We start from the raw sequence: 24,649 nt of genomic DNA, 5'->3' as shown, positions 1-24,649 counted from the left end.
CATTGTAGCAAAAGCGACATCAATACCAACGTTTAATTCTTATACAGGTCATGAAGCAGGACGAAAGGAGGATTTTTTTGCTGCTGATGCCACAAGCTGCTGACTTCCGGTGCGCCCTGCACAACAATAGCGTCACGGAATCCGGCACTGGTTAACGTTTCACGCTGCGGATACATCATTTTCAGTAATGGAAGGCTGATGCCCGAGATCACCTCACAGCAATCATGCTTATGGCTCAGCAATGCGGCTGCGCGGTAAGGCGCCGCGCCCGATTTATCGGTCAAAAAAATCACGCCATCACCGGTGTCGGTTTCATGCAGGGCATCGCACATCATGCGGCTGAGCATGTTGGTGCTCAATCCACGCCAGTAATTTACCGCCCGGCATTGCGCCAGCGGGCCAAATTTGGCTTCAAGCTTATCCAGCATGTCCTGCGCCCGTTCATCGTGGCAGGTAATCACCCATCCCAACATAACTCTCTCCTTAGCAGGCAAGTAGTTTAGCGGAGTGAAGGTTCGCTTTGGGTGATAACTGTCAAAGAAAGTGCCCGGCAAACAGAATGTCGCCGGGCAGACGGTTAGCTGCGAAGACCGCGCCCGCGCTGGATCAAATACCAGCACAGCAGATAGAAGAAGAGGATAAACACCACCAGCACCGCCACCGTGGTAAACAGCGGCACATCGGTAATGCCAAGGAAGCCAAAGCGGAAGCCGCTGATCATGTACACAATCGGGTTCAGGTGCGACAGTGCCTGCCAGAACGGAGGCAGCAGCGTGAGGGAGTAGAATACCCCACCCAGATAAGTCAGTGGCGTCAGCACGAACGTCGGGATCAGGCTAATATCGTCAAACGTTTTGGCGAACACGGCGTTCAGCAGACCAGCCAGCGAGAACAGGATCGCCGTCAGGAGCAGCGTCAGCGCGACAAACAGCCACGAGTGGACCTGGAACGGCACAAAGAACAGCGAGATCGCCGTGACCAGAATCCCCACGCAGAGGCCACGCGCCACGCCGCCACCGACATAACCGGCGATAATGACGTGCGTTGGCACAGGCGCGACCAGCAGCTCTTCAATATTACGCTGGAACTTGGCGCTAAAGAATGACGACGCCACGTTGGCATAGGCGTTAGTGATCACCGCCATCATGATCAGACCCGGCACGATAAACTGCATATAGGTAAAACCGTGCATCTCACCAATACGGGAGCCAATCAGGTTGCCGAAGATGATGAAATAGAGCGTCATGGTGATCACCGGCGGCACCAGGGTTTGCACCCAGATGCGCATAAAGCGGTTAATCTCTTTCGCCCAGATACTTTTCAGCGCGACCCAGTAAAGATGCGTCATGCCTTGTCTCCTTGTTTATCCTGCACCAGAGAGACAAACAGCTCTTCCAGTCGGTTCGCTTTGTTACGCATACTTAAGACCTGAACACCCTGTGCGCTTAGCTGAGAGAACACGCTGTTAATCCCCTGCTCACGCAACACTTCCACTTCCAGCGTCGAGGTATCCACCAGACGATACTGATACCCTTCCAGTTTTGGCAGCGGGCTTTTCGCCGCCAGGTCGAGGATAAAGGTTTCTGATTTCAGCTTGGAGAGCAGGTCTTTCATCGAGGTGTTTTCCACCAGCTCGCCATTCTGAATGATACCGATGTTGCGGCAGAGCATTTCGGCTTCTTCGAGGTAATGGGTTGTCAGAATAATGGTGGTGCCTTTGTCGTTAAGATCTTTCAGGAAGCCCCACATGGAACGACGAAGTTCGATGTCCACACCAGCGGTGGGCTCATCGAGGATCAACAGTTTTGGTTCATGCATCAGCGCACGCGCAATCATCAAACGGCGCTTCATCCCACCGGATAACATCCGCGCACGTTCGTTACGCTTTTCCCACAAATCGAGCTGTTTTAGATACTTTTCGCTGCGCTCAAGCGCCTCTTTGCGCTCAACGCCGTAGTAACCTGCCTGGTTCACTACAATCTGTTGTACGGTTTCAAAGGGGTTAAAGTTGAACTCCTGCGGAACCAGCCCCAGTTGGCGCTTGGCGTTCACCACGTCTTTTTGCAGGTCATAACCAAAGACGCTGACCCGACCGGACGTTTTATTAACCAGCGAGCTGATAATACCGATCGTGGTGGATTTCCCCGCGCCGTTCGGTCCCAGAAGCGCGTAAAAATCACCGGCCTCTACTTTTAGATCTATCCCGCGTAGCGCCTGAACGCCACCTGGATAGGTTTTTTTAAGCTGCTCAAGCTCCAGTGCAATAGCCATGAATTTAACTTACCTTCAGTTCTTACACACGTTGTGTGGTTTCATTAAAAGTCGGGTTACCCTATAGTAGCGCAACGCAATAACTCGGTTACAGGTCGCTAACCTCCATGAACAACATAGATACACTCATCAGCAACAATGCACTATGGTCAAAAATGCTGGTGGAGGAAGACCCAGGATTTTTTGGAAAACTGGCGCAAGCCCAGAATCCACGCTTTCTGTGGATTGGGTGTTCCGACAGCCGCGTCCCGGCCGAACGCCTGACCGGCCTCGAGCCCGGCGAACTGTTTGTTCACCGTAATGTCGCCAACCTGGTGATCCATACCGACCTCAACTGTCTTTCTGTGGTTCAGTATGCCGTTGACGTTCTGGAAGTCGAGCACATCATTATTTGCGGCCACTATGGCTGCGGCGGCGTACAGGCGGCGGTCGAGAACCCGGAGCTGGGGCTCATTGATAACTGGCTGCTGCACATCCGCGATATCTGGTTCAAACATAGCTCACTGCTCGGCGAAATGCCGCAGGAGCGTCGCATGGATACCCTTTGCGAACTGAACGTGATGGAGCAGGTCTATAACCTGGGCCACTCAACGATTATGCAATCGGCGTGGAAACGCGGGCAGAAGGTCTCTATCCACGGCTGGGCGTATGGTATCCATGACGGCCTGCTGCGCAATCTGGAAGTGACTGCAACAAACCGCGAAACGCTGGAACAGCGTTACCGTTCGGGAATTGCCAACCTCAAGCTTAAGCATGTGAACCATAAATAAAGCCGGGGATTGTCTCCCTCTCCCCATGGGAGAGGGCCGGGGTGAGGGCATCAGCCCGCAGTTACTCGTCCAGCAATACCACCTTCCCCACATACGGCAGATGACGGTAACGCTGCGCGTAGTCAATGCCGTAACCGACGACGAATTCGTCAGGAATCGAGAAACCCACGAACTCTACCGGCACCTGCACTTCACGGCGGTCAGGTTTATCCAGTAGCGTACAAATCGCCAGAGATTTTGGTTCACGCAGGCTCAGGATCTCGCGCACTTTAGACAGCGTGTTGCCGGAGTCGATGATGTCCTCAACGATCAACACATCTTTGCCACGAATATCTTCATCCAGGTCTTTCAGGATTTTCACATCACGGGTTGTGGACATGCCGCTGCCGTAGCTGGAGGCGGTCATAAAATCGACCTCATGTGGCACATGCACTTCACGGCACAGGTCTGCCATGAACATGAAAGAGCCACGCAACAGACCGACCAGCACCATTTCGCTGCCGCTGTCCTTGTAATGTTCGGTGATTTGACGACCCAGTTCGGCGATACGCGCTTTGATCTCGGCTTCCGGGATCATCACTTCAACAGTATGTTTCATATTACTAACCATATGATTTTAATGAAAATCTCTCAATGCGGATGAATTAATCTCCGGCATCGATACGCAAGCCAGCCATTATATCAGCAAATGGATAACCCTGGCGTATGAGTTGTAAAAAGCAAATATTGTGATTCCGATCACATTTGTTAATGCCTATAATTAATTGCTAGCAAATAATTAACAAAACTGACGAGTACTTTTCTATGGCTGAAACAAAATCTCAACAGCCGCGTCTACTGGTGACATTAACAGCGGCCTTCGCAGCTTTCTGCGCGCTGTATTTGTTAATCGGTGGCGTCTGGCTGGTCGCGCTTGGCGGCTCCTGGTACTACCCAATTGCAGGTTTGGTTATGGTTGGTGTAACCATCCTGCTATTGCGTAGAAAACAATCCGCGCTGTGGCTGTATGCTGCATTACTCCTCGCCACCATGATCTGGGGCGTCTGGGAAGTCGGGTTCGACTTCTGGGCACTGACGCCACGTAGCGACATCCTCGTGTTCTTTGGTATCTGGCTGATCCTGCCCTTCGTGTGGCGTCGCCTGATTGTGCCTTCCAGTGGTGCCGTTGCAGCGCTGGTGGTAGCCCTGTTAATCAGCGGTGGCATCCTGACCTGGGCCGGTTTTAACGACCCGCAGGAGATCAACGGTACGCTAAACGCGGAATCCACGCCTGCTGCGGCTATCTCGCAGGTGGCGGACGGTGACTGGCCTGCGTATGGTCGTAATCAGGAAGGTCAACGCTACTCCCCGCTGAAGCAGATCAACGCGGATAACGTTAAAAACCTGAAAGAAGCCTGGGTATTCCGTACTGGCGATCTGAAGATGCCAAACGATCCGGGCGAACTGACCAACGAAGTGACGCCAATTAAAGTGGGCGATATGCTTTATCTGTGTACGGCGCACCAGCGTCTGTTCGCGCTTGATGCGGCCACGGGTAAAGAGAAATGGCACTTCGACCCACAGCTCAATTCCAACCCGTCGTTCCAGCATGTCACCTGCCGTGGCGTCTCTTACCACGAAGCGCGTGCCGATAATGCCAGCCCGGAAGTCATTGCCGACTGTCCTCGCCGCATTATGCTACCGGTGAACGATGGCCGCCTGTTCGCCATCAACGCCGAAACGGGCAAGCTGTGCGAAACCTTTGCCAACAAAGGTATCCTTAATCTGCAGACCAATATGCCGGATACCACGCCGGGTCTGTATGAGCCAACCTCTCCGCCGATCATCACCGATAAAACCATCGTGATTGCTGGTTCGGTAACGGATAACTTCTCCACGCGTGAAACCTCCGGCGTCATCCGTGGTTTCGACGTGAACACCGGTAAACTGCTGTGGGCCTTCGACCCGGGCGCGAAAGATCCCAATGCGATCCCGTCAGATGAACACACCTTTACCTTTAACTCGCCAAACTCCTGGGCGCCAGCGGCGTATGACGCGAAGCTGGACCTGGTCTACCTGCCAATGGGTGTAACCACACCCGATATCTGGGGTGGTAACCGCACGCCGGAGCAGGAACGCTACGCGAGCGCTATCGTGGCGCTGAATGCGACCACCGGCAAGCTGGCCTGGAGCTACCAGACCGTTCACCACGATCTGTGGGATATGGACATGCCATCCCAGCCGACACTGGCGGACATTACCGTTAACGGCAAAACCGTTCCGGTGATTTACGCTCCGGCGAAAACCGGCAACATCTTCGTACTGGATCGCAGCAACGGTAAACTGGTTGTGCCTGCGCCAGAAAAACCAGTGCCGCAGGGTGCGGCAAAAGGCGATTACGTCAGCAAGACGCAGCCATTCTCTGACCTGAGCTTCCGTCCGAAGAAAGATCTGAGCGGTGCAGACATGTGGGGTGCCACCATGTTTGACCAGCTGGTGTGCCGCGTGATGTTCCACCAGTTGCGCTACGAAGGTATCTTCACCCCACCTTCTGAGCAGGGCACGCTGGTCTTCCCGGGTAACCTGGGAATGTTCGAATGGGGCGGGATCTCCGTTGACCCGAACCGTCAGGTGGCCATTGCCAACCCGATGGCGCTGCCGTTCGTTTCCCGTCTGATCCCACGTGGCCCAGGTAACCCAATGGAGCCACCGAAAGACGCGAAAGGCACAGGAACCGAATCCGGCATTCAGCCGCAGTATGGCGTGCCGTTTGGCGTGACGCTGAACCCGTTCCTGTCTCCGTTTGGTCTGCCGTGTAAACAGCCTGCCTGGGGTTATATCTCCGGTCTGGACCTGAAAACTAACCAGATTGTGTGGAAAAAACGTATTGGTACGCCACAGGACAGCATGCCGTTCCCAATGCCGGTTCCGGTGCCGTTCAATATGGGTATGCCAATGCTGGGTGGCCCAATCTCCACCGCCGGTAACGTGCTGTTCATCGCGGCAACCGCAGATAACTACCTGCGCGCGTACAACATGACCAACGGTGAGAAACTGTGGCAAGGCCGTCTGCCAGCCGGTGGACAGGCAACGCCGATGACCTATGAAGTGAATGGCAAGCAGTACGTTGTCATCTCTGCGGGTGGTCACGGTTCGTTTGGCACGAAGATGGGCGACTATATTGTCGCGTATGCACTGCCTGATGAAAGTAAGTAACTAAAAAGGCCCGGTGGCGCTACGCTTACCGGGCCTACGGTTCGAGATGTAAGCCGGGTAAGGCGACGCCGCCACCCGGCTTTTTTATACCGTGAACCCCAACATCATCCCCGTATCTTCATGCTCCAGCAGATGACAGTGCGCCATATAGGCAAACTCTTTCGGCGCGGCATGGTCAAATTTCACCAGCACCTCGCTGACCCCTCCTTCAACCCTGACGGTATCTTTCCAGCCCGCGCGATGCACATCAGGCGCTTTGCCGTTCTCTGAAAGAATGCGGAACTGGGTACCGTGGATATGGAACGGATGCAGCATCATGTCGCCTTCGCCAGAAATCACCCAACGCTCAAACTGCCCTTTTGTGGCAGCAAACATTGGCGTGTTCATGTCGAACGCCTGGCCGTTGATCATGTTGGCGTTGTGGAAGTCAAAACCATGGTCACCATGATTCATGTTGCCCATGCCGCCCATTTTGCCGTGGTCCATATTCATATGCCCCATCATCTGCCCGTGGTGCATCCCCGCCATCGCCCGATCGCCATATTTCGCCATCAGCGCCTGCATACCCATCATATCGAGCATCGGGTTCATGGAAAGCTGCAGCTTGCGTTGGGTTAAACCTTCAAGGGAAGGTAACGCCGGGAGCGACGTCAGCGTATCCTGCAGCGTGCCCGATGCTGTAACCTGCAGTGGCTGGATCCGCAACACCGGGTGCGGCTTGTCAAAGGGCGCAACCGCCATACCCATCTGACTGACCGGCAACGTGACCAGGTCAAACGCTTTGCCGTCGCTGATATCCACCAGCACCTCAAAGCGCTCACCCATCAGCATAGGAAGTTCATTCAGTTTGACCGGCTCAGGCAGCAGTCCACCGTCGCTTGCCACCACGTAAAGAGGGCGTTTATCGCTGGTGGCGAAATTCAGCGAGCGCGCATTACATCCGTTGAGCAGACGTAACCGCAGCCAGCCTTTTGGCGCGGCGTGCTGGGGGTAGATCGCGCCATTGGTGAGCAGCGTGTCGCCGAACCAACCAACCGCCGCGGTCATCACATCCAACTGATAATCAATCTGCCCGTCAGCAGTGAATTTTTTGTCCTGGACAATCACCGGTACATCGTCGATCCCCCACTGTTTAGGCAGACGCAGCAGGCGGCTTTCGTCATCTTCAATCAGCACCAGGCCCGCCAACCCCATTGCCACCTGATGGCCCGTTTTGCCGTGCTGATGGGGGTGGAACCAGCAGGTCGCGGCGCGCTGGTCAGGCGTAAAGGTAACGCTGCGCGTACCACCCGCTTTAATAATCCCTTGCGGACCGCCGTCGACCTCGCCCGGTACCTCCAGCCCGTGCCAGTGCAGCGTCGTCTCTTCTGCCAGCGTGTTGTGAATATCAACGGTGACGGCTTTCCCTTTACGTAGCTGAAGCGCCGGACCAAGCAGATTGCCGTTATAACCCCACGTTGTAGCGTTGTGTCCACCGAAGGCCGTTTTACCGGACTGAACAACAAGCTGGATACGACTACGGGCGTCAGCAGTCAGTAAGTCCGGGATGGGTAAGGCAGGTCTGTCAGCCGCGAAAACCGTGCGGCTCCACAGTGGTAATGCGCTGGCAACCCCCAGCGCAACGGAATATTTTAAAAAATCACGACGTTGCATGTTCATTTCCTTATTTCCAGCCGGCGATCTTTTGAGCATAAACCCTCCCCTTACCGGAAGGTCAAGTAAAGCGGTAATAATAAAGATCGTCGCACTGGCACCAAGTATGCTAACGTTATTTTTCCGTGAAGAAGTGGTAGAAGCAATGAAGACGTTTTTCAGGACAATTTTGTTCACCAGCCTGATGGCAATGTGTGCGAACAGCTATGCGCTAAGTGAAAATGAAGCGGAAGATATGGCCGATCTGACGGCGGTTTTTGTATTCCTGAAAAATGATTGTGGCTACCAGAATTTACCCAACGGGCAAATTCGCCGCGCGCTGGTCTTTTTTGCTCAGCAGAACCAATGGGACCTCAGCAATTACGACAGCTTCGACATGAAATCTCTTGGTGAAGACAGCTACCGTGACCTGAGCGGTATTGGTATCCCTACTGCCAAAAAATGCAAAGCGCTGGCTCGCGATTCACTCAGCCTGCTCGCCTACGTGAAATAAGCTTCCCGACGCTCCTTGTTGAGCCTGTAGCCGTGCAACCACGGTGAGAGTTAGCTATCATGTTTCGCTCACTTTTTGTGAATGTAACGGATGTTAACAAAGGAGGAGTCTGCGTATGGCCGACCACACGTTGTGGCATGAAACACTGCATGACCAGTTTGGTCAGTACTTTGCCGTTGATAACGTGCTCTATCATGAGAAAACCGATCACCAGGATCTGATCATCTTCGAGAATGCCGCCTTTGGCCGCGTCATGGCGCTGGACGGCGTCGTGCAAACGACCGAGCGAGATGAGTTTATCTATCATGAAATGATGACCCACGTCCCGCTGCTGGCGCACGGGCATGCGAAGCATGTCCTGATTATCGGCGGTGGCGACGGGGCTATGCTGCGCGAAGTTTCCCGCCATCGCTCTATTGAAACCATCACCATGGTGGAGATCGATGCGGGCGTGGTCTCTTTCTGCCGTCAGTACCTGCCCAACCACAATGCTGGTAGCTATGACGATCCGCGTTTTAATCTGGTGATTGACGACGGGGTTAACTTCGTTAATCAGACCACGCAGACCTTTGATGTCATTATCTCGGACTGTACCGACCCCATCGGCCCAGGCGCGTCGCTGTTTACTTCCTCCTTCTACGAAGGCTGCAAGCGCTGCCTGAATCCTGGTGGGATCTTTGTCGCGCAAAATGGCGTCTGCTTCCTGCAGCAGGATGAAGCTCTCGATAGCCATCGCAAACTGAGCACCTACTTTGGCGACGTCAGCTTCTACCAGGCCGCCATTCCGACCTACTACGGCGGGATCATGACCTTTGCCTGGGCGACGGATAACGACGTGCTGCGCCATCTCTCCACCGAAATTATCCAGGCCCGTTTCCATCAGGCGGGTCTTCAGTGCCGATACTACAATCCTGCTGTTCATACCGCAGCGTTTGCGCTGCCACAGTATCTTCAGGACGCCTTATCCACTAAGGGGGTGAGCTAATTGAAAAAGCTTAAACTACATGGCTTTAACAACCTGACCAAAAGCCTGAGTTTTTGTATTTACGATATCTGCTATGCCAAAACAGCGGAAGAACGCGATGGTTACATCGCCTATATCGATGAACTCTACAACGCCAACCGTCTGACCGAGATCCTGTCAGAAACCTGCTCGATTATCGGGGCAAACATCCTGAATATCGCCAGACAGGATTATGAACCTCAGGGTGCCAGCGTAACCATTCTGGTGAGCGAAGAACCCGTCGATCCTAAGCTTATCGACAAAACCGAACATCCGGGCCCGCTGCCGGAAGTGGTTGTTGCTCACCTTGATAAAAGCCATATCTGCGTTCATACCTATCCGGAGAGCCATCCGGAAGGTGGGCTGTGTACGTTCCGCGCCGATATAGAAGTGTCGACCTGCGGCGTGATCTCCCCGCTGAACGCGCTGAACTATTTAATCCACCAGTTGGAATCCGACATCGTCACCATTGATTACCGCGTGCGCGGTTTCACCCGTGATATCAACGGCATGAAGCACTTCATTGACCACGAGATCAACTCGATTCAGAACTTTATGTCTGAGGATATGAAGGCGCTGTACGACATGATGGACGTGAACGTATATCAGGAGAACATCTTCCATACCAAGATGTTACTGAAGGAATTCGACCTTAAGCACTACATGTTCCACACGAAGCCAGAAGATCTGAGCGAAGAAGAGCGTAAGGCCATCACTGACCTGCTCTGGAAAGAAATGCGCGAAATCTACTACGGCCGCAATATTCCGGCCGTGTAGGTGTTGCCCGGAGCAAGGATGCTTCGGGAAATTATCTCTGTTTCATAAACTCGCGGTATGCATTCACCACCTTCAGGAAGTCTTCAACGCCGCACAGCGACAGACTCTCTTCATCGTAGTAGCTCATCCCCTCTTCCATCTCGTCACCCGAGAATTCAAGCTGGTTGGCTCGCACCATCACCTCTTCACCGTCCATCCACAGCGTGTATTCGTGTCCGGCACGTTGCCAGGAGCGTTCACTGCCTTTCACCGTATTCGCCGCCTGTTCAACTTCATCAAGAAGTGCGAGATTCTCTTTCACCTCTTCGTTAAACCAGTGTCCAACGGCTTCGTGGCCCATCGACATACGCACTTTCACCACTCCGGTGATGTCGCGCAGAAATTCGTAATCCATAGTGTTTTCCTCTGCAAAGCCATTAGGGTAATTATCGCAGCAGAGAGGCAGAAAAAAAGCGTGGGAGGTGGGAGGAATGAAAATAAAAAGGTGAGAGCGAGGCCTTGTAGCCTGATGCTCTCACCCCGTCCCTCTCCCACGGGAGAGGGTGCAAACACTAAAAACCGTCTCGTGGAGACGGTTTTGCTGTTTATACTGCCGTCTGGAAGATAACGCCGTCAGCTTTCTCAGTGTACTGGGACAACTGATCGAAGTTCAGATAGCGGTAGGTATCCACCGCCGTCTTATCAACCTGAGCGACAAAGGTCTGGTACTCTTCCGGCGTTGGCAGTTTGCCAATCAGCGCCGCAACTGCCGCCAGTTCCGCAGAGGCCAGATAGACGTTCGCACCAGTACCTAAACGGTTAGGGAAGTTACGGGTAGAGGTAGACACTACCGTCGCACCGTCAGCTACGCGCGCCTGGTTACCCATACACAGGGAACAGCCAGGGATTTCAATACGCGCCCCGCTCTTACCAAATACGCTGTAGTAGCCCTCTTCGGTCAGCTGAGCCGCGTCCATACGGGTTGGCGGTGCCACCCACAGACGGGTTGGCAGCTGGCCTTTATGGGTATCCAGCAATTTACCTGCCGCGCGGAAGTGACCGATGTTGGTCATACAAGAACCGATGAACACTTCATCGATCTTCTCGCCCTGAACATCAGAGAGCAGACGCGCATCGTCCGGATCGTTCGGTGCACACAGAATTGGCTCTTTGATATCCGCCAGATCGATGTCGATCACTGCCGCGTAGTCTGCGTCAGCATCAGCTTCCAGCAGCTGCGGATCGGCCAGCCATTTTTCCATGCCCTGGATACGACGCTCCAGCGTACGACGGTCGCCGTAGCCTTCTGCAATCATCCACTTCAGCAGCACGATGTTAGAGTTCAGATACTCAATAATCGGCTCTTTGTTCAGCTTGATGGTACAGCCCGCAGCAGAACGTTCAGCGGAGGCATCGGTCAGTTCGAACGCCTGCTCAACTTTCAGATCTGGCAGACCTTCAATTTCCAGGATACGGCCAGAGAAGATGTTTTTCTTCCCTTTCTTCTCAACGGTCAGCAGGCCCTGTTTAATCGCATACAGCGGGATCGCGTGAACCAGGTCACGCAGGGTGATACCCGGCTGCATTTTGCCTTTGAAGCGCACCAGAACAGATTCCGGCATATCCAGCGGCATAACGCCAGTTGCCGCAGCAAACGCCACCAGACCAGAACCCGCCGGGAAGGAGATACCAATCGGGAAACGGGTATGAGAGTCACCGCCGGTACCCACGGTATCTGGCAGCAGCATACGGTTCAACCAGGAGTGGATAACACCATCACCCGGACGCAGGGAAACCCCGCCACGGTTCATGATGAAGTCAGGCAGCGTGTGGTGCGTCGTCACATCAACCGGCTTCGGATACGCCGCAGTGTGGCAGAAGGACTGCATCACCAGATCGGAAGAGAAGCCCAGGCACGCCAGGTCTTTCAGTTCGTCACGGGTCATTGGGCCAGTGGTATCCTGGGAGCCCACAGAGGTCATCTTCGGCTCGCAGTATGCACCAGGACGGATACCGGCGACGCCGCATGCACGACCAACCATTTTCTGCGCCAGTGAGTAACCGCGATTGCTTTCCGCAACGTCTTTCGCGTGACGGAATACATCGCTGTGTGGCAGACCCAGCGCTTCACGCGCTTTGGTTGTCAGGCCACGGCCAATAATCAGAGGAATACGGCCACCTGCACGCACTTCGTCGATCAGCACGTCGGTTTTCAGCTCGAAGCTTGCCAGCAGTTCGTTGGTTTCGTGGTTACGTACTTCGCCTTTGAACGGATAAACGTCAATCACGTCGCCCATGTTCAGGTTAGAAACATCCACTTCGATCGGCAGTGCGCCCGCATCTTCCATGGTGTTGAAGAAGATTGGAGCAATTTTTCCGCCGAGGCACAGACCGCCACCGCGCTTATTCGGCACGTGTGGAATGTCGTCGCCCATGAACCACAGCACGGAGTTGGTTGCAGACTTACGGGAAGAACCGGTACCCACAACGTCACCCACGTAGGCCAGCGGGAAACCTTTTTTCTGCAGAGCTTCGATCTGTTTGATCGGGCCGACGCTGCCCGGCTGATCCGGCTCAATGCCTTCGCGGGCGTTTTTCAGCATCGCCAGAGCATGCAGAGGAATATCAGGACGAGACCACGCATCCGGCGCCGGAGAGAGGTCATCGGTGTTGGTTTCGCCGGTCACTTTAAAGACGGTAACGGTAATTTTTTCAGCCAGAGCAGGACGGTTCAGGAACCATTCGGCATCAGCCCAGGATTGCATCACCTGCTTCGCATAGACATTGCCCGCTTTCGCTTTTTCTTCCACATCGTAGAAGTTATCGAACATCAGCAGCGTTGAGGAGAGCGCTTTAGCGGCAATCGGTGCCAGCTTGTCGTTATCCAGCGCGTCAATCAGCGGATGAATGTTGTAGCCGCCCTGCATAGTGCCGAGCAGTTCAATGGCTTTTTCAGGAGTAACCAGTGGGGAGGTGGCTTCGCCTTTGGCGATAGCAGCAAGGAATCCGGCTTTTACGTAGGCAGCTTCATCTACGCCAGGCGGTACGCGGTTGATCAGCAGATCTAACAGGAATTCTTCTTCGCCCTTAGGCGGGTTCTTCAGCAGCTCGACGAGCGCGGCCATTTGGGTTGCATCTAAAGGTTTGGGTACAATTCCCTCGGCGGCACGTTCTGCTACGTGCTTACGGTATTCTTCTAGCACGACGGTTCTCCTCGCTCTCATTGTCATATGCGGCGGGCGTTCTCTTCACGCTCCTGTGAGACAGCAGTTTGTAGGGTAAATGCCCGATACCGCGTCGGGCAGCATAGCAGGATTTCTGCACAGTGTTAATCCGTTTACAAAAAAGCAACATTAAAAAATTTGCTGAATCGTTAAGCATGGTGTAGCGAGAATTTAGGGCATCATTTTGCGACATCTTCTGCACCGTGACGCTTCAGTTTTTTCTCCATCAGATATAATTGTGTAATAAATGCTCACACTCTTTATCCGGATACCCCGGATGGTTTCCCAAGAAAAGTCAAAACAGTAAAAGACGGGTGAATAATACTCACGCCAACCGTAACGCCTCACGGCACAGCGCTTGTCTCGTTGGAGTCATTTTATGAAGTTGTCTTTTAAGCCACATCTGCTTGTTCTTCTTTGCAGTACCGGGCTGCTTGCTGCCTCTGGCGTCATGTTCGTCAACAGTCGTGCAACGGAGCCTGCTGCTCCGGCACCGGCCGTACAGCAACCCGTCGCACCGGTAGCCCAACCAGCCCCTGCTCCTGCCGCGGCACCTACGTACTCTGCCGCGCAAATCGATCAGTGGGTTGCCCCTATCGCGCTCTACCCGGATGCATTGCTGTCGCAAATTTTGATGGCATCAACCTACCCGGCCAACGTCATCCAGGCTGCACAGTGGTCGAAAGACAACCCTAAAATGGAAGGTGATGCCGCTATTCAGGCCGTTGCCAGCCAACCCTGGGATCCCAGCGTAAAATCGCTGGTCGCCTTTCCTCAGTTGATGTCACTGATGGGAGAGAACCCACCGTGGGTACAAAATCTGGGCGATGCGTTCCTCGCGCAACCCAAAGATGTGATGGATTCCGTTCAACGCCTGCGCGTGCTGGCTCAGAAGACCGGAGCCTTACAGTCGACACCTCAACAAACGGTCACCACGGTGACAAAAGCGGCGCCGTCTAAAACGAGCACCAGCGAGTCAACCACGACAAACACAACGTCCGCACCGGCTCCAACGGTGATCAAAATTGAATCTGCCGATCCACAAGTCGTGTACGTTCCCACCTACAACCCTAATACGGTTTACGGAACCTGGCCAAACACCGCTTATCCCCCCACCTATCTCCCGCCTTCACCCGGCGAGCAGTTTGGCAACAGCTTCGTTAACGGTTTAGGCTTCAGCCTGGGCGTCGCGACAACCTATGCCATCTTCAGCAGCATCGACTGGGATGATGACGATGACTGGGATCATCACCATGACGACTGGGATAATCACGGCGGCTATAACCGCAACGGTGATAACAACATCAATATCAACGTTGAGAACTTCAATAAAATCAGCGGGCAGCGCCTGACGGATGCCAACCGCACCTGGCAGCACAACCCGGCTTATCGGGAAGGCGTACCCTATCCGACGAGCCAGCTCAACAACCGCTTCCACTCCACCAACGCGGCCGCAGGGTTAAGTTCAACGCAGCAAAAACCGGTTAATCGCGATAGCCAGCGTCAGGCCGCCCTCAGCCAGATGGAGAAATCAACGGGTAAAACCTTCCCTCAAACGGCACGTCCGGGAACCAAAGATGTCCAGCGCAAGGCCTCAAATGAGCAGCTGAAGCAGATTTCCCAGCGCAACAACTACCGTGGCTATGACACCAAACCGCAGACGACAAAGCGGACGACTACACAGCAGCGTGATAATCGTCAGACCACAGCGCAAAGAAATGAAAAACGGGTTTCGCAACCTGCGCAGCAACGCACAACCCAGCAGCGAATCAGTCAACCCCGGGCTAATGCTCTGAGTGGCAACGACAGCCGCTCCGCCAACTGGCAGGCACAGCAGCAGCGAGGGGCGCAAAGCCGACAGATCGCTCGTCAACAACAACCGCACCAGGCAGCTGGCGGACGCGCTGAACGCCGTGAAATTCGACATCGTTAAGGGAGCCGACATGAAAAGTAAACTACTCAGTGGAATGGTGTTGTTCATGCTTTCGGCCTCGGCGATGGCGCAACAATCTTTTAGCACGCCTGACCAGGCGACCGACGCACTGGCAAATGCCATTCGTGATCAGAATGAAAGTGCAATGAATAACCTGCTTGGAGAGAACTGGCGCGATTTCCTGCCCCCTGAAGGGGTTGATCCTGATGCCGTCGATCGCTTCCTGCGCGACTGGAAAGTCCGTCATAACACCGTGGTTGAAGGTAATACGGCGCATCTTGTTGTCGGAGAGACTGACTGGCAGCTCCCTATTCCGGTCATCAAGACCAATTCCGGCTGGCAATTTGATATCAAAGAAGGTGCTGAGGAGATCCTGACCCGCGAAATTGGGCGTAACGAGCTCGCAGCGATTGAAGCATTACATGCTTACGTGGATGCACAGCAGAGCTATTATGCGATGAACCAGAAGTATGCCCAGAAGATCGTCAGCACCACAGGGAAAAAGGACGGTTTGTACTGGCCTGCATCACCCGGTGAAGCGCCCAGCCCGCTCGGTCCGGCATTCAGTCCAAAAGAACCGGGTACTGGGTATCACGGCTATCGCTTCAGAATTTTGCCGGATAACCACGGTTTCGCAATGGTTGCCTGGCCGGTCAGCTACGGCCAGACGGGCGTAATGAGCTTTTTGATAAATCAGGACGACAAGGTGTTTCAGTCGGATCTCGGCAGCGATTCGGAGCATAAGGCGCGGGCGCTGGCCTCATATGCTCCTGATAAAACCTGGCAGCCCGTCGAGCCCTGAATGTGCGGTAGCTCTTCTCCAGCGAGGCCTGTAGGCCGGGTAAGGCGAAGTCGCCGCCCGGCTTTTTAACTTACAGAATATTTGCGACCGATTTTGCCAGTTGCGCTTCCAGAACCGGTTTCGCTTCTTCGAATTTCAGGTTCACTTTATTAGCATTAGACACGACACGTGTCTGATACTTAGCACGATCGCCCTGCTCGGAACTGGTCTGCAGTTTCACGCCCGATGTGCCCTGGCGCAGTGCCGCGATGTTATCGGTGGTGACTTTTGCTTTGCTACGCTCAGAGATCTGCAGGTCGGTCACCATGGTATAGTTCACATCTTCTACCATCGCATCCGCCGCCATACCGATCAGACCTGCCGCCAGACCCACACCCAACGCCGCACCAGAAGAGTTGCTGTTGTAGGCCGTAATACCGGCACCCAGCGCAGCACCAACAGCGGCACCTTCATAGCCGGTTTTCAGATAGCCCTGAGATTCTCGCAGGTCCATTTTGTCTGCTTTCAGAACGTTAGCCTGCACCCAATAGTATGCGCTGTCAGGAGAGCTGGTGACCTTGTATCCCTTGGCACTCAGATCGTTTGCCAGCAGCGTCTGCAGGTTGCTCATGTCTTTATCAGAGGTGTTTTTAACCTGAATGTAGACTGTTTTTTCGTTAGATGGCTCCAGCCAGATGGTTTCGCTCATCTGAGTTTTCACTTCCAGATTACGTTTTTTCACCGCAGTGGTCATAGCACCACACCCGGTCAGCGTCATCGCTGCTGCCACTAAGCCAATCACCGCAACTTTCTTCAAAGACATGTTATTTCCTTTTTTCGTGTAATCAAAAGTCCAGAACCCCTAAACCGTGCGGCCAGTAGCTACACAATGGTGAAAAAGGTATCGGCAGATGAGAGAAATTTTTTAGCGGAAATATCAATAAGATACCTACCATAATGGGTAGGCTTTAGACAAAAAAAACGCCTCCGAAGAGGCGTTTAGCAATCGTGAAGAAACTTATTTCTTCTTCGCTTTCGCGTTTGGCAGGTCGGTGATGCTGCCTTCAAACACTTCTGCCGCCAGGCCCACAGACTCGTGCAGAGTTGGGTGAGCGTGGATAGTCAGCGCGATGTCTTCAGCGTCACAACCCATTTCGATAGCCAGACCGATTTCACCCAGCAGCTCACCGCCGTTGGTACCGACAATCGCACCACCGATAACGCGGTGAGTCTCTTTGTCGAAGATCAGTTTGGTCATACCGTCTGCGCAGTCGGAAGCAATAGCACGGCCAGAAGCAGCCCACGGGAAGGTGGCGGTTTCGTAGCTGATGCCTTTCTCTTTCGCTTCTTTCTCAGTCAGACCAACCCATGCAACTTCTGGCTCGGTGTACGCGATGGATGGGATCACTTTCGGATCGAAGTAGTGTTTCATGCCGGCGATAACTTCAGCGGCAACGTGACCTTCGTGAACACCTTTGTGTGCCAGCATTGGCTGACCGACGATATCGCCGATAGCAAAGATGTGCGGCACGTTGGTACGCAGCTGTTTGTCAACGCGGATGAAGCCACGGTCGTCCACTTCCACGCCAGCTTTGCCCGCGTCGAGGTTTTTACCGTTCGGCACACGGCCGATAGCCACCAGCACCGCGTCGTAACGCTGTGGTTCGGATGGGGCTTTTTTGCCTTCCATGGAAACGTAAATACCGTCTTCTTTCGCTTCAACGGCAGTGACTTTGGTTTCCAGCATCAGGTTGAATTTCTTGCTGATGCGTTTGGTGAAGACTTTAACGATGTCTTTGTCAGCAGCCGGGATAACCTGGTCGAACATTTCAACCACGTCAATATCTGAACCCAGCGCATGGTACACGGTACCCATTTCCAGACCGATGATACCGCCACCCATAACCAGCAGGCGTTTTGGAACGGTTTTCAGTTCCAGCGCATCGGTGGAATCCCAAACACGTGGATCTTCGTGTGGAATGAATGGCAGTTCGATTGGGCGAGAGCCTGCCGCGATGATCGCGTTGTCGAAGTTAATCACGGTTTTACCGTTTTCGCCTTCCACTTCCAGGGTGTTCGCACCGGTGAATTTACCCAGACCGTTTACCACTTTCACTTTACGGCCTTTGGCCATACCTGCCAGACCGCCGGTCAGCTGAGTGATAACTTTCTCTTTCCAGGTACGAATTTTGTCGATATCGGTTTTCGGCTCGCCGAAGACGATACCGTGTTCAGCCAGCGCTTTGGCTTCTTCGATAACTTTGGCTACGTGCAGCAGCGCTTTAGAAGGGATACAGCCGACGTTCAGACAAACACCACCGAGGGTGCTGTAACGTTCTACGATGACGGTTTCCAGACCTAAATCCGCGGCGCGGAATGCTGCGGAGTAACCTGCCGGGCCTGCCCCAAGTACTACGACCTGAGTTTTGATTTCTGTGCTCATCATGACCTCTTAATTTATACCCGTCGTCCACCGGGTCGTTCTATCCGCCCGCAGTTTACAAAATTGTTAACAATTTTGAAACAACAAACGGCTCACGAATTATCGCTTTCGCCAATAACCTCACAAACACCATGAGATTACCAGAAAAAAGCCGGCCGTCAGGCCGGCTTTTCGATTACATCACCAGGCGGCGAATGTCGCTCAGGGTGTTGTTGATGATGGTGATGAAACGCGCACCATCAGCACCGTCGATCACGCGGTGGTCGAAGGACAGAGAGATTGGCATCATCAGACGCGGTACGAACTCTTTGCCATTCCACACCGGCTCCATCGCGGACTTGGACACACCAAGGATCGCAACTTCAGGCGCGTTCACAATCGGTGCGAAGTGGGTTGTACCCAGGCCACCGATGCTGGAGATAGTGAAGCAACCGCCCTGCATTTCGCCAGCAGTCAGCTTACCATCACGCGCTTTTTTGGAGATCACGGTCAGTTCACGGGACAGCTCAGTGATGCTCTTCTTGTTCACGTCTTTGAAGACCGGAACAACCAGACCATTTGGCGTATCAACCGCAACACCGATGTTGATGTATTTCTTCAGCGTCAGCTTCTGGCCATCTTCGGACAGGGAGCTGTTGAAGCGTGGCATCTGCTCAAGAGCAGCGGCAACGGCTTTCATGATGAAGACCACTGGGGTGAATTTCACGTCCAGTTTACGCTTCTCAGCTTCGGCGTTCTGCTGTTTACGGAACGCTTCCAGATCGGTGATATCGGTTTTGTCGAAGTGCGTAACGTGCGGGATCATCACCCAGTTACGGCTCAGGTTAGCACCAGAGATTTTCTGGATACGGCCCAGTTCCACTTCTTCGATTTCGCCGAACTTGCTGAAGTCCACTTTCGGCCATGGCAGCATGCCCGGGATGCCGCCGCCTGCCGCTGCAGCTGGTGCAGCTTCAGCGCGTTTCACCGCGTCTTTCACGTAAGTCTGAACGTCTTCGCGCAGGATACGACCTTTACGGCCAGTCCCTTTCACTTTCGCCAGGTTAACACCGAATTCGCGCGCCAGGCGACGAATCAGCGGAGTCGCGTGGACGTAAGCGTCGTTTTCAGCGAACTCAGATTTGCCTTCCGCTTTTGCAGCAGGGGCAGCAGCTGGTTTAGCAGCCTGAGCCGGTGCAGCAGTTGGTGCTGGAGCAGCCGCGGCCGCCGGAGCAGCAGCAGGCGCAGCGCCTTCTACTTCGAAGACCATGATCAGAGAGCCGGTAGACACTTTGTCGCCAGTGCTGATTTTGATCTCTTTAACGGTACCCGCGAATGGCGCAGGGACTTCCATGGAAGCCTTGTCGCCTTCAACGGTGATCAGTGACTGTTCAGCGGCAACTTTGTCGCCCACTTTAACCATCACTTCGGTCACTTCAACTTCGTCACCGCCGATATCTGGTACATTAACGTCTTTCGCGCCACCAGCAACCGCTGGAGCCGCGGCCGCCGGAGCAGCTGCCTGTGCAGGCGCAGCAGCAGGTGCAGCACCCGCCACTTCGAAGATCATGATCAGAGAGCCAGTAGACACTTTGTCACCGGTGTTGATCTTGATCTCTTTAACGGTACCCGCGAACGGCGCTGGCACTTCCATAGAGGCTTTGTCGCCTTCTACGGTGATCAGTGACTGCTCAGCCGCAACGGTATCGCCCACTTTCACGAGGATTTCAGTGACTTCAACTTCGTCACCGCCGATGTCAGGCACGTTAACTTCTTTCGCGCTCGCGGCAGCTGCTGGAGCAGCGGCGGCCGGAGCGGCTTTCTTCTCTTCCTGCGCAGGTGCAGCAGTTGCTGCACCGTCGGCGGAATCGAAAATCATGATCAGTTTGCCAGTCTCGGTTTTATCGCCAACAGAGACTTTGATCTCTTTAACGATGCCAGCCTGAGGAGACGGGACTTCCATAGAGGCTTTGTCGCCTTCTACGGTGATCAGCGACTGTTCAGCTTCAACTTTGTCGCCTACTTTGACCAGGATCTCGGTGATTTCAACTTCATCAGCCCCGATGTCCGGTACATTGATTTCGATAGCCATTATTCTTTTACCTCTTACGCCAGACGCGGGTTAACTTTTTCTGCATCGATGTTGAATTTGGTAATTGCTTCCGCAACCACTTTCTTATCGATTTCGCCACGTTTAGCCAGTTCGCCCAGTGCTGCTACAACCACGTAAGAAGCATCAACTTCGAAGTGGTGACGCAGGTTTTCGCGGCTGTCAGAACGACCGAAGCCGTCAGTACCCAGTACGCGATAATCATCAGCAGGTACGTAAGTACGAACCTGCTCAGCGAACAGTTTCATATAGTCAGTAGACGCCACCGCTGGTGCATCGTTCATCACCTGAGCGATGTACGGAACGCGTGGGGTTTCCATTGGGTGCAGCATGTTCCAGCGCTCACAATCCTGGCCATCACGCGCCAGTTCAGTGAAGGAGGTCACAGAGTACACATCGGAACCGACACCGTAGTCTTTCGCCAGGATCTGTGCTGCTTCACGTACGTGACGCAGGATAGAACCGGAGCCCAGCAGCTGAACTTTACCTTTGCTACCTTCGAGGGTTTCGAGTTTATAGATACCTTTACGGATACCTTCCTCGGCACCTGCTGGCATTGCCGGCATGTGGTAGTTTTCGTTCAGGGTGGTGATGTAGTAGTAAACGTTCTCTTGTGCTTCACCGTACATGCGCTGCAGACCGTCATGCATGATGACTGCCACTTCGTACGCGTAAGACGGGTCGTAAGAGATACAGTTAGGGATAGTCAGAGACTGAATGTGGCTGTGACCATCTTCGTGCTGCAGACCTTCACCGTTCAGGGTCGTACGACCGGAAGTACCGCCTACCAGGAAGCCGCGAGCCTGTTGGTCGCCAGCCTGCCAGCACAGGTCACCGATACGCTGGAACCCGAACATGGAGTAGTAGATGTAGAACGGGATCATTGGCAGGTTGTTGGTGCTGTAAGAGGTCGCAGCAGCCAGCCAGGATGCGCCAGCACCCAGTTCGTTGATACCTTCCTGCAGGATCTGACCTTTCTCGTCTTCTTTGTAGTATGCAACCTGCTCACGGTCCTGCGGGGTGTACTGCTGGCCGTTCGGGCTGTAGATACCGATCTGACGGAACAGACCTTCCATACCGAAAGTACGCGCTTCGTCGGCGATGATTGGAACCAGACGATCTTTGATCGATTTGTTCTTCAGCATCACGTTCAGGGCACGAACGAAAGCGATGGTGGTAGAGATTTCTTTGTTCTGCTCTTCCAGCAGCTGAGAGAAGTCTTCCAGCGCTGGCAGTTCCAGTTTCTCGGTGAAGTTAGGCTGACGAGCTGGCAGGTAGCCTTTCAGCGCCTGACGACGTTCGTGCAGGTACTTGTGCTCTTCAGAGCCTTCCGGGAAGGTGATGTAAGACAGGTTTTCTACCTGCTCATCAGTCACTGGAACGTTGAAACGGTCGCGGATATAACGCACGCCGTCCATGTTCATTTTCTTAACCTGGTGAGCGATGTTTTTACCTTCTGCGGTATCACCCATGCCGTAACCTTTGATGGTGTGGGCCAGGATTACAGTCGCTTTACCTTTGGTTTCCTGCGCTTTTTTCAGTGCAGCGTAGACTTTCTTCGGATCGTGACCACCACGGTTCAGGGCCCAGATCTGCTCGTCAGTCCAGTCTGCAACCAGGGCTGCGGTTTCAGGATATTTACCGAAGAAGTGCTCACGAACGTAGGCACCGTCTTTGGATTTGAAGGTCTGGTAGTCACCGTCAACGGTTTCGTTCATCAGCTGGATCAGTTTACCGCTGGTGTCTTTACGCAGCAGCTCATCCCAACGACCGCCCCACATGACTTTAATCACGTTCCAGCCAGCACCGGCGAAGATGCCTTCCAGTTCGTTGATGATCTTACCGTTACCGGTGACCGGACCATCCAGACGCTGCAGGTTACAGTTGATGATGAAGCACAGGTTGTCCAGCTTCTCACGGGTCGCGATGGTGATCGCACCTTTAGATTCTGGCTCATCCATTTCACCGTCGCCCAGGAAGGCGTATACGGTCTGCTCAGAGGTGTCTTTCAGACCACGGTGTTCCAGATATTTCAGGAATTTAGCCTGGTAGATCGCACCGATTGGGCCCAGACCCATAGAAACGGTCGGGAACTGCCAGAAGGTTGGCATCAGTTTAGGGTGCGGATAAGAAGACAGACCTTTACCGTGAACTTCCTGACGGAAGTTGTTCATCTGCTCTTCAGTCAGACGACCTTCCAGGAATGCACGTGCATAGATGCCCGGAGAGATGTGGCCCTGGAAGTACACCAGATCGCCGCCGTCTTTCTCGTTCGCTGCACGGAAGAAGTGGTTGAAGCACACTTCGTAAACGGTTGCAGAAGACTGGAAGGACGCCATGTGGCCACCCAGTTCCAGGTCTTTCTTAGATGCGCGCAGAACGGTCATGATGGCGTTCCAGCGGATTGCAGAACGGATACGACGTTCCAGATCCAGATTGCCCGGGTATTCCGGTTCGTCTTCGACGGCAATCGTGTTTACGTAGTTGCTAGCCCCTGCACCTGAAGCAACCTTCACACCGCCTTTGCGGGCTTCAGAAAGCAGCTGATCAATCAGATACTGAGCGCGCTCAACACCTTCTTCACGGATGACCGATTCGATCGCCTGTAGCCAGTCGCGAGTTTCGATCGGATCCACGTCATTTTGGAGACGTTCTGACATGGGGGTATTCCTTATCTATCTAATACGTTGATTTGTCTGGAACCTGTCCCATTGTGCTCTTGGGCAAGAACACAATAAGACAGGTTCTGCGTTTAGTTGCCGCGCTCTAAAAGTACCTGGCGCTTAATCCTTTCGTTGCTGTATGCGGCGTAATGAACGTTCGCGACGCGATTGTTCACGGCTGCGGTCCAGCAAGATTTCCTCAATGAAAGCCAGATGTCGGTGCGACGCTTCGCGCGCCTGCTCCGGTTCCCCGGCCATTATCGCCTCGAATACTCGGGTGCGATGGTTGCTTACCAGTGGGAGCATGTCCCGACGGGCATACAACAATTCAAAATTCTGACGAACGTTCTGGGCCAGCATGGGCTCCATGCAGCGTAGCAGATGGAGGAGCACCACATTGTGGGCCGCTTCGGTGACGGCAATTTGATACTGGACGACGGCGCTGGACTCGGCGTCTAAATCGCCGGACTGCTGTGCCCGTTCAATGGCCTGATGCAGTTCGCGGATACGCACGCGATCTTCATCAGTGCTGCGAAGAGCGGCGTAATAGGCCGCAATACCTTCAAGCGCGTGACGGGTCTCAAGCAGGTCAAACTGGGATTCTGGGTGGTCAGAGAGAAGTTCTACCAGCGGATCGCTGAAGCTCTGCCACAGGCTGTTTTGCACAAAGGTTCCGCCGCCCTGGCGACGAAGCAGCAAGCCCTTTGCTTCGAGACGTTGAATCGCCTCACGCAGAGAGGGACGCGAAACGTCGAACTGTTTTGCCAGCTCGCGTTCTGGCGGAAGTTTCTCACCCGGGCGCAGAGTCCCTTCGAGGATTAAAAACTCCAGCTGCTGCTCAATCACATCAGATAGTTTTGGTTGGCGAATTTTGCTGTAGGCCATATTCCCTGTCTTACGCCTTTTTGCCCGGAGTCAATTGGTCTTACCAATTTCTATTTCGTATCGCTAAAGTAACAAAGTATTCACCTTCTGTCCATATTGGTTTTGATTGAAATCAGTAAACGCTGCACATTTTAACAACCTTACAGAAATAACGTTTCAGAAATGTAACTTTGCACAAATGAGTTGATTACTACTAAAGAGGGCGTTTTAACCATAATGAAACGAGGGTTTTTGCAATCTGAAGCGATTCAACAAAGCAAATAATGAAATTTCGCCCACTTATGGCGCATTTCTATTCTATAGGTTGGGATACGAAGGGTGAGCGGAGCGATTTACAAATGCTTTCTTTTTATTCAACTCGTCATCCGTACGTCATAAAGCAGGTGCATTCGCAGGCACTTACCACTATTCTGGCGATTACGGAAGTCATCTACGATTTTTTCGGTATCATTAACCGTAAAGAAATAAATACAGAAAACGGACATTCATA

19 protein-coding genes are annotated in these 24,649 nt (G+C 53.5%); 7 read left to right on the top strand and 12 right to left on the bottom strand.

Annotated features, from left to right (window positions below):
* Positions 1 to 32: 32 nt before the first annotated feature.
* From ACLHV8_RS03695 to ACLHV8_RS03685, 3 genes are all read right to left on the bottom strand, one after another.
* Positions 33 to 473 carry a PTS sugar transporter subunit IIA gene (locus ACLHV8_RS03695; protein WP_028016719.1) on the bottom strand — a complete coding sequence of 147 codons (441 nt, stop codon included), beginning with the start codon at positions 471 to 473 and terminating at the stop codon, positions 33 to 35.
* Between the two features lie 104 nt (positions 474 to 577).
* Positions 578 to 1,348, bottom strand: a complete 771-nt coding sequence (locus tag ACLHV8_RS03690) for an ABC transporter permease (RefSeq protein WP_028016718.1) — start codon at positions 1,346 to 1,348, stop codon at positions 578 to 580.
* Entirely contained in the window at positions 1,345 to 2,271 is a 927-nt protein-coding gene (locus tag ACLHV8_RS03685) for an ABC transporter ATP-binding protein (RefSeq protein ID WP_028016717.1), read from the bottom strand. Before ACLHV8_RS03685 ends, ACLHV8_RS03690 begins: the two co-directional genes overlap by 4 nt.
* A 107-nt stretch (positions 2,272 to 2,378) precedes the next feature.
* Between ACLHV8_RS03685 and can the strand changes: the two genes are divergently transcribed.
* Entirely contained in the window at positions 2,379 to 3,041 is a 663-nt protein-coding gene (can, locus tag ACLHV8_RS03680; protein ID WP_013095615.1) for a carbonate dehydratase, read from the top strand.
* A gap of 61 nt (positions 3,042 to 3,102) precedes the next feature.
* On the opposite strand, the gene hpt is transcribed toward can, so the two are convergent.
* Entirely contained in the window at positions 3,103 to 3,639 is a 537-nt protein-coding gene (hpt, locus tag ACLHV8_RS03675; RefSeq protein WP_008501948.1) for a hypoxanthine phosphoribosyltransferase, read from the bottom strand.
* Between the two features lie 206 nt (positions 3,640 to 3,845).
* On the opposite strand from hpt, the gene ACLHV8_RS03670 reads away from it, so the two are divergent.
* On the top strand, positions 3,846 to 6,236 hold the full coding sequence (locus tag ACLHV8_RS03670; RefSeq protein WP_108089580.1) for a glucose/quinate/shikimate family membrane-bound PQQ-dependent dehydrogenase: 2,391 nt from the start codon (positions 3,846 to 3,848) through the stop codon (positions 6,234 to 6,236).
* An 84-nt stretch (positions 6,237 to 6,320) separates the two neighbouring features.
* Here ACLHV8_RS03670 and cueO read toward each other — a convergent pair whose 3' ends face one another.
* A complete protein-coding gene (gene cueO / locus ACLHV8_RS03665) occupies positions 6,321 to 7,889 on the bottom strand; it encodes a multicopper oxidase CueO (protein WP_208593959.1) in 1,569 nt (522 codons plus the stop codon).
* A 145-nt stretch (positions 7,890 to 8,034) separates the two neighbouring features.
* On the opposite strand from cueO, the gene ACLHV8_RS03660 reads away from it, so the two are divergent.
* The 3 genes from ACLHV8_RS03660 (at position 8,035) to speD (ending at position 10,162) form a co-directional block, all read left to right on the top strand.
* A complete protein-coding gene (locus tag ACLHV8_RS03660; RefSeq protein WP_028016713.1) occupies positions 8,035 to 8,382 on the top strand; it encodes a YacC family pilotin-like protein in 348 nt (115 codons plus the stop codon).
* 115 nt (positions 8,383 to 8,497) lie between these two features.
* Positions 8,498 to 9,367: a polyamine aminopropyltransferase gene (gene speE / locus ACLHV8_RS03655; protein WP_028016712.1), complete on the top strand. Its 870-nt coding sequence runs from the start codon at positions 8,498 to 8,500 to the stop codon at positions 9,365 to 9,367.
* Entirely contained in the window at positions 9,368 to 10,162 is a 795-nt protein-coding gene (speD, locus tag ACLHV8_RS03650) for an adenosylmethionine decarboxylase (RefSeq protein WP_028016711.1), read from the top strand.
* A 31-nt stretch (positions 10,163 to 10,193) separates the two neighbouring features.
* Here speD and yacL read toward each other — a convergent pair whose 3' ends face one another.
* Positions 10,194 to 10,556, bottom strand: coding sequence for a protein YacL (yacL, locus tag ACLHV8_RS03645; protein ID WP_028016710.1), 363 nt, complete (start codon positions 10,554 to 10,556; stop codon positions 10,194 to 10,196).
* 190 nt (positions 10,557 to 10,746) lie between these two features.
* A complete protein-coding gene (gene acnB, locus ACLHV8_RS03640) occupies positions 10,747 to 13,344 on the bottom strand; it encodes a bifunctional aconitate hydratase 2/2-methylisocitrate dehydratase (RefSeq protein WP_208593960.1) in 2,598 nt (865 codons plus the stop codon).
* A gap of 400 nt (positions 13,345 to 13,744) precedes the next feature.
* On the opposite strand from acnB, the gene ACLHV8_RS03635 reads away from it, so the two are divergent.
* Both ACLHV8_RS03635 and ACLHV8_RS03630 read left to right on the top strand, forming a co-directional pair.
* Positions 13,745 to 15,298 (top strand): DUF3300 domain-containing protein, encoded by a 1,554-nt coding sequence (locus tag ACLHV8_RS03635; RefSeq protein ID WP_208593961.1) that lies wholly within the window; start codon positions 13,745 to 13,747, stop codon positions 15,296 to 15,298.
* Between the two features lie 10 nt (positions 15,299 to 15,308).
* Entirely contained in the window at positions 15,309 to 16,100 is a 792-nt protein-coding gene (locus ACLHV8_RS03630; RefSeq protein WP_208593962.1) for a DUF2950 family protein, read from the top strand.
* Positions 16,101 to 16,170: 70 nt separating this feature from the next.
* On the opposite strand, the gene traT is transcribed toward ACLHV8_RS03630, so the two are convergent.
* The 5 genes from traT to pdhR form a co-directional block, all read right to left on the bottom strand.
* A complete protein-coding gene (gene traT, locus ACLHV8_RS03625) occupies positions 16,171 to 16,902 on the bottom strand; it encodes a conjugal transfer complement resistance protein TraT (RefSeq protein WP_028016706.1) in 732 nt (243 codons plus the stop codon).
* Positions 16,903 to 17,097: 195 nt separating this feature from the next.
* Positions 17,098 to 18,522, bottom strand: coding sequence for a dihydrolipoyl dehydrogenase (gene lpdA / locus ACLHV8_RS03620; RefSeq protein ID WP_023332094.1), 1,425 nt, complete (start codon positions 18,520 to 18,522; stop codon positions 17,098 to 17,100).
* Between the two features lie 175 nt (positions 18,523 to 18,697).
* On the bottom strand, positions 18,698 to 20,593 hold the full coding sequence (gene aceF / locus ACLHV8_RS03615) for a pyruvate dehydrogenase complex dihydrolipoyllysine-residue acetyltransferase (protein WP_108089575.1): 1,896 nt from the start codon (positions 20,591 to 20,593) through the stop codon (positions 18,698 to 18,700).
* A gap of 14 nt (positions 20,594 to 20,607) precedes the next feature.
* Positions 20,608 to 23,271, bottom strand: coding sequence for a pyruvate dehydrogenase (acetyl-transferring), homodimeric type (gene aceE / locus ACLHV8_RS03610; RefSeq protein ID WP_028016704.1), 2,664 nt, complete (start codon positions 23,269 to 23,271; stop codon positions 20,608 to 20,610).
* A 123-nt stretch (positions 23,272 to 23,394) separates the two neighbouring features.
* Complete coding sequence (gene pdhR, locus ACLHV8_RS03605) at positions 23,395 to 24,159, bottom strand: pyruvate dehydrogenase complex transcriptional repressor PdhR (protein ID WP_008501960.1); 765 nt, start codon at positions 24,157 to 24,159, stop codon at positions 23,395 to 23,397.
* Positions 24,160 to 24,649 lie beyond the last annotated feature (490 nt).

The sequence above is a fragment of the Enterobacter sp. CPE_E863 genome (assembly GCF_046521465.1).
Taxonomy (GTDB): Bacteria; Pseudomonadota; Gammaproteobacteria; order Enterobacterales; family Enterobacteriaceae; genus Enterobacter; species Enterobacter adelaidei.
This window is presented reverse-complemented; position numbering and strand designations above follow the sequence as displayed.